6 protein-coding genes are annotated in these 5,988 nt (G+C 57.0%); 1 reads left to right on the top strand and 5 read right to left on the bottom strand.

Translation table 11 applies throughout. The features are described from left to right. The 5 genes from XBLMG947_RS20390 to XBLMG947_RS20375 form a co-directional block, all read right to left on the bottom strand. A partial coding sequence (locus XBLMG947_RS20390; RefSeq protein ID WP_245228282.1) for a DUF6531 domain-containing protein occupies positions 1 to 2,253 on the bottom strand: 2,253 nt, incomplete at its 3' end. Between the two features lie 141 nt (positions 2,254 to 2,394). Then, positions 2,395 to 2,730, bottom strand: coding sequence for a hypothetical protein (locus tag XBLMG947_RS23025; RefSeq protein ID WP_139074463.1), 336 nt, complete (start codon positions 2,728 to 2,730; stop codon positions 2,395 to 2,397). A gap of 196 nt (positions 2,731 to 2,926) precedes the next feature. Continuing rightward, complete coding sequence (gene coaE / locus XBLMG947_RS20385) at positions 2,927 to 3,538, bottom strand: dephospho-CoA kinase (protein ID WP_065470351.1); 612 nt, start codon at positions 3,536 to 3,538, stop codon at positions 2,927 to 2,929. A gap of 13 nt (positions 3,539 to 3,551) precedes the next feature. Continuing rightward, positions 3,552 to 4,415 carry a prepilin peptidase gene (locus tag XBLMG947_RS20380; RefSeq protein WP_065470350.1) on the bottom strand — a complete coding sequence of 288 codons (864 nt, stop codon included), beginning with the start codon at positions 4,413 to 4,415 and terminating at the stop codon, positions 3,552 to 3,554. Positions 4,416 to 4,421: 6 nt separating this feature from the next. Continuing rightward, a complete protein-coding gene (locus tag XBLMG947_RS20375) occupies positions 4,422 to 5,681 on the bottom strand; it encodes a type II secretion system F family protein (RefSeq protein WP_065470349.1) in 1,260 nt (419 codons plus the stop codon). A 148-nt stretch (positions 5,682 to 5,829) separates the two neighbouring features. Between XBLMG947_RS20375 and XBLMG947_RS20370 the strand changes: the two genes are divergently transcribed. Then, positions 5,830 to 5,988 (top strand): transposase (locus XBLMG947_RS20370; protein ID WP_065470352.1); only part of this gene is annotated, 159 nt, incomplete at its 3' end.

Below are 5,988 nucleotides of genomic sequence, written 5' to 3'. Positions count from 1 at the left end.
GAGTGCGTCATAGCCATAGGCAGTGGTGTTGCCGCGCGCATCGGTCTGGGTGGCGCGGTTGCCGGCGCTGTCATAGGTGTAGCTGGTGATGCCGGTGTCGGGGCTGGTGAGCTTCACCAGATCGCCGAAGCCGTTGTACTCGTAGCGGGTGTCCAGGCCCTTGGGGTCGGTGACCTTGGTCAGGTTGTCGAGCGCGTCGTAGTCGAATGTGGTGTTGGCCTCGATGCCGGCCACATCCCGCAGCGTGCGCGAGAGGCGATTGAGCGGGTCGTACTCGCTCTGCGTTGCGGTTGCCAATGCATCGGTCACCTTGGTGGCGTTGCCGTTGGCGTCGTACTCGAAGTCGGTCGGATTGCTGCCCGCGTTGGCCTGCGTCTTGAGCTGGCCGAGCTGGTTGTAGACGCGCGAGAGCGTGCGCTTCAAGGTGCCCGAGGCATCGGTGGTGTCTTCCTTGACGCGATTGCCGGCGTTGTCCAGCGTGTAATGGACGCTATTGCCCGCGTTGTCGGTGATGTCGGTCAGCCGATGCGCCGCATCGTAGGTAAACGCAGTGAACGCGCCATCGGGCTGGGTGACCTGCTTGACCAGACCGGTGGGCCAGTAATCGATGCGGGTGATGCGGTCATCGGCCTCGCTGGACGCATCGGCCCCGCGCACCTTGGTGGCGGTCAGCCAGCCGCGTGGATGATAGGTGTAATCGGTGACGATGCCGTTGGCGTCCTTGATGGATAGCGGGCGGCCGGTGCCGTCGTAGGCGAGGTATTCGGTGACTTGGCCTAGGGCATTGGTGACTTTCCACAAGTCGCCTTTGCGGTGCGGGCAGGAGCTAGTGGAAGACGCGCAGCCTGCGTCATTGGTCATGTAGTAGCTGAAGCGTGTGATTCGCCATTGAGCACCATCGTAATGCTCAGCTGTCAGCTGCAGCCCGACGCGGGGGCAATTGGAACCGGTATCAACATTCGATTGTTCGCAGAAGCTGTTGGCATTCCTCCTGACAGCGCCGGTTTTACCATCCGTGGTGGTGGACGCGAGAGCTTGTCCACGGTCATTGAGCGTCCATTCCTGCTTCTGCTGAAGATCGCCAGTGCTGGAAAAAATCGATCTTGCGACGGGGGTCGGTAGCGTGGGGTGCCAGTCGACTGCAACCTTTTTGATGTTCAGGCCGTCTCGGGTCGTTGCTTCCAGGGTGCGAAGCCCGCGCGAATTGTAATCTTCATCGACCTTCGTGCCGTTGAAGTATTCTTTGACATCGGCATAGCCCGATGCATCGTACGTCTGGCCTTTGATGCTCTGCGACGTACCGCAGCCGGGGCAATTGTTAGTCGCTGAGGCAAATTTGGCTCGCCCGTAACTGACATCCATTGCAAAAGAAGAGGAAGCGCCTAGCGCGTTTGTTACCGTCGCCGAACTTTGGTCGTAGGTGATTTTTGTGTCATCTTCCGGATTGGAGGCGGTGCCATGATAGCTGCGCGTCGCGCGACCTGTCTGATCGTATTCCCATGATGCAAATCGGATGCCTTGCTCATCCGCAATTCCTGTCAAAGCGCTTGGAAGGTCGTTGTTCTCGTAAGAATATGATCTGACGGAGCCATCCTGCGATGAAGCGCTGTGCAATCTATTTTTATCATCAAAAGCATAAGTCAGGGTCTTCCCATCCGGAAGCGTGATGGAGTCTAGATGCCCATATTTGTATGAGAACGCAAGGCTCCGTCCGGTCGCATCAACCACTGTTGAAACTTTTCCGTCCGCGTAGCGGAGGGTTACAAAGTCGCCGTCAGGGTAATCGATTTTCTGCAAGTAGCCGGCTGCATCGAACTCCTCGGTGGTCTGATCGGGAGCATGCACGCACCAACTCACCAACGCCACATCCACCTTGACTTCCTCTAACAGGTAGCGCACATCACTTTCTGCATGCCACTCGCCGTTTCCTTCATCCTTGAATAGATACGAATTGCCGCTTGGTCTTGTGAGTAGAACGGTTTTTGCTCCGGCCGTTAAGTTGGCCCTAATCGATCGCATGTAGGAATGCCGCCACTCAATACCCAGTGGAGAGCCGGCATCAAGGCCAATATTTCCACTGGTGTAATAACGGGAGAATTGAAGTTTGGTTCCGTTTGCGGAAAAATCGACTTCTTTCTGTAGTTTGGCGCCAGTGAAAAAGTTGATTGGATTTCCTGCAGTGCAGGAGCCGGATGTCGGAGTGTCGCATTCGTTGTTCTTGCCGGGATCGATTGGCCGGCGAATGCATGTCATGTTGTTTGCCGGATTTGGATCAAATCCGGCAGGGCAAGCCCACAATTTCATTAGGACCGTAGGATACAACGCATCCGGTCCCTCCTTGCATGTCGAATTGAGTGTGGTGCAATTATTGATCGATACAAAGCCTAATGCCTTTTACGGCTGTAATTCAGGCTCATTCGGCCATGTCCAGCGCAAAATGACGATGGAGGCTGGCTGACCTTGGTGCATGCCGTTGCCTTGTCCGCCACAGTTCAGGATCTTGCATCCGGCATTATAGCCATCCAGTTGCGGATTCAAATCGCCAGGTAATGCTGGGATCTTGCCGATCTCGAAGTCTTGAGCGACTGATGTGGTCGCCGTAAGGCATAGGCTCGTGGTGAGTATCAGACTTCCTAATGTCTTCAGCGATTTCGAAATGATTCGCGCTTGATAAAATCGGAAAATATTTTCTTGTACGGTATTGAATGGACCAATGTGTCGGATGCGCATTGCTCTCTTACTTGATTCCATGTGGGGGCCGGTGTTGGGGGAGCCCGGCGATCTTCGGGCGCCACTATGACCGATGTCTTGTCTGGACGCATCGCTTATCTGTAATGGCATACCTGCTGTGCAGAAGCGGGCTGCTCTGCCGACGGTGGCGGCAGTGAGCTGAAGCTTTGCGGCCCTGATGCGAGAAGATCACACGCTATTGCCCTGAAGCTACCGCCCGATAGTCCCGATCCAACCTGCGCGCTTCCTGTACCAACCGTTCCTGAGTGCCGTCATTGCTGACGACATCGTCGGCAATGGAAAGTCGCTGTTCGCGCGTAGCCTGTGCGGCGATCATCCGATTCGCCAACCCCGGTGTGGCGCCATCGCGGCGTATCAAGCGCGCGTGCTGCAAGGCGGCCGGAATATCGACGACGAGGATGCGATCCAGCCATGGGTAGGTGGTGCGTCCACCGGCTTCGGCAAGCAGCGGGATCGCCACGATGGCGTACGGTCCCAGGGCGGCCAGCGCCGCGCGTCGCAGTTCGGTGCGGATGGCGGGGTGGGTGATGGCTTCGAGCGCCCGCCGTTGGGTAGCATCGGCGAAGACGATCTGGCGCAGGGCCTGGCGGTCGAGCGTTCCGTCCGGCAGCAAGATGCTGCGCCCGAAGCGCTCGGAGATGGCATCAAGAAGGGGGCCTGGCGCCACGACCTGCCGCGCGACCATATCGGCATCGATCACCGGCACGCCCAGGGCCTCGAACTCGGCAGCGAGAGCGCTCTTGCCGGAGGCGATGCCGCCGGTGAGGCCGACGATGAAGTCGCTCATCGCCGTGCCCCGGTCAACGCAGGCCTGCGAAGTGCAGGTAGCCGTCCACCAGATCATTGCCCCAGAAGAACACCACCCAGCCGGCGATGGCCAGGTAGGGGCCGAACGGAATCGGGGACGCGCGGTCGCGGCCCTTGGCAACCAACCAGGCCGAGCCCAGGATGGCGCCGACCAGGGAGGAGATCAGGATGATCGGCAGGATGCCTTTCAACCCGCACCACGCGCCGAGTGCGGCCAGCAGCTTGAAGTCGCCATGGCCCATGCCTTCCTTGCCGGTGAGTTGCTTGAACAGCCACCACACCGTCCACAGCGAGACATAGCCCACCGCCGCGCCGAGTAGGGCGGGCTTGGCTGGCATGTACAGGTTGTCCATCGAGCCGACCAGACCCAGCCACATCAGCGGCAGGGTCAACTGGTCCGGCAGCAGCTTGTGGCGCAGGTCGATGCCGGACATCGCCACCAGGAAGCAGCTCAGCACGATCGCGCCGAAGCCTTGCCAGCCGAAGCCGAAGCGCCAGACGCTGGCCATGCACAGGATCGAGGTCAGTACTTCCACCAAGGGGTATTGAATGGAAATCGGCTTACCGCTGTAACGCGACTTGCCGCGCAAGGCCAACCAGCTGAAGAGTGGAATGTTCTCCCACCACTTGAGCTTGTCGCCGGTCACCGGGTCGTGCGACGGCTCCACCACGATCCCTGGCGGCGGCGGCTCATAAAGCTCCGGCAGCTCAAGGATCTCGCGCGCATCGCGCCGCCACTGCCATTCCATGCGCTTGGGCAAGCGCAGGATCACCACGTTCAGGAAGCTGCCGATCAGCAGTCCCAGTCCGGCCGCGGCAGGAAAGCCGAGACCGGGATGCTGGTCGAGAAATGCCATTACGTCTTATCCAACCACTGCGCCGAGTTTGAAGATCGGAAGATACATGCCGATGACCATGCCGCCGACGATGGTGCCGATGAACACCATGATCAGTGGTTCGAGAAGGCTGCTGAGCGCGTCTACGGCGTTGTTGACTTCCTGTTCGAAGTACTCAGCAACCTTGAACAGCATCGCGTCCAAGGCGCCTGCCTCTTCGCCGATTGCGGTCATCTGGATCACCATATGAGGAAATAAATTGACCTGTTTCATAGCCGCATTGACTGGATAACCAACGGACACGTCGTCGCGCATGCGTAGCACTGCAGCTTCGTATACAGAATTTCCAGTGGCTCCTGCAACAATGCCAAGCGCTTCTACAAGCGGTACGCCGGCTTTAAAGGTGACTGCGGTAGTGCGCGCAAATCTGGCAATTGCACTGTTATGCATAATTTGCCCAATTACCGGAACCTTGAGGATCAGTCTGTCCATCCCATGCTGCATGGCTGGCGAACGTTTGTAAGCGAAGAAAAAGCCAGCGGCTGTGCCTAAGGCGATAAATAAAATAAGCCACCACCAGGCAACCATGAAGCGAGATGCGTTTACGATTAACTGAGTGAAAGCTGGAAGTTCAGCACCAAATCCCTTGAAGACGTCCTCAAATTGTGGGACTACCCATATAAGCAAAATTGAACTAACAATCATCGCAACTGCCATCACCATCGCTGGATAAAAGAGAGCCTTTTTAATTTTTCCTTTAAGTGCCTCAATATTTTCTTTATAAGATGCAATTGTATCTAGGACCGTTTCAAGAACGCCGGCGCCTTCGCCGGCTCTCACTAAATTGCGGTACAGTTCATCGAACTGCACGGGATGCCTGCTAATTGCTTCGTGCAAAGACGAACCGCCTTCAATATCTGTGCGAATTTTACCAACCATATCGCGCATGCGTGGGTTTTTTTGGCCACTACCAATGATCTCAAGCGCACTTACAATAGGTACGCCAGACTTCATCATAGTCGCCATCTGACGGCTGAAGAACGAGATATCTTTGGCGGTAACTTTCTTGCCCGCTGCACCAAATAACGGCTTCGGTTTCGATTTTACGACATTGGGTGTAATCCCCTGTCGGCGTAATTCAGCGCGAAGCATGTTGGCATTTCTGGCAACCTGCTCGCCCTTCATTTTGATGCCTCGCTTGTCCGTCCCCTCCCAGACAAACAAAGACAATGGGCTTGCGTCACGTGATGCTGACGATTTCGCAATGGCTGTACGGCTCGCGGACATTTTTCGTTCTCCGTCCAGCCATCCCCAGGCCAGATCTGTACGGCAGATAGTACAAGCTTCTGCGGAGACTAGCACCTAGCCGACGTCCCCCCGAGTTTGAGTAGCGCCCCAGTTTGGAGTCCAATTCCCTACCCAAAGGAGATTGGACGTGAAGAAGCGTTTGACTGACGAGCAAGTCCTCGGCTTCCTGCGCGAAGCCGAAAGCGGCGTGGCGATCAAGGACCTGTGCCGACGCCATGGCTTCAGCGAGGCCTCGTACTACCTGTGGCGCAGTCAGTTCGGCGGGATGAGCGTGCCCGATGCCAAA

This window comes from Xanthomonas bromi, assembly GCF_900092025.1.
In the GTDB taxonomy this organism is placed as follows: domain Bacteria; phylum Pseudomonadota; class Gammaproteobacteria; order Xanthomonadales; family Xanthomonadaceae; genus Xanthomonas; species Xanthomonas bromi.
The sequence above is the reverse complement of the archived record's forward strand: the minus strand, read 5'-3'. Positions and strand labels throughout refer to the sequence as shown.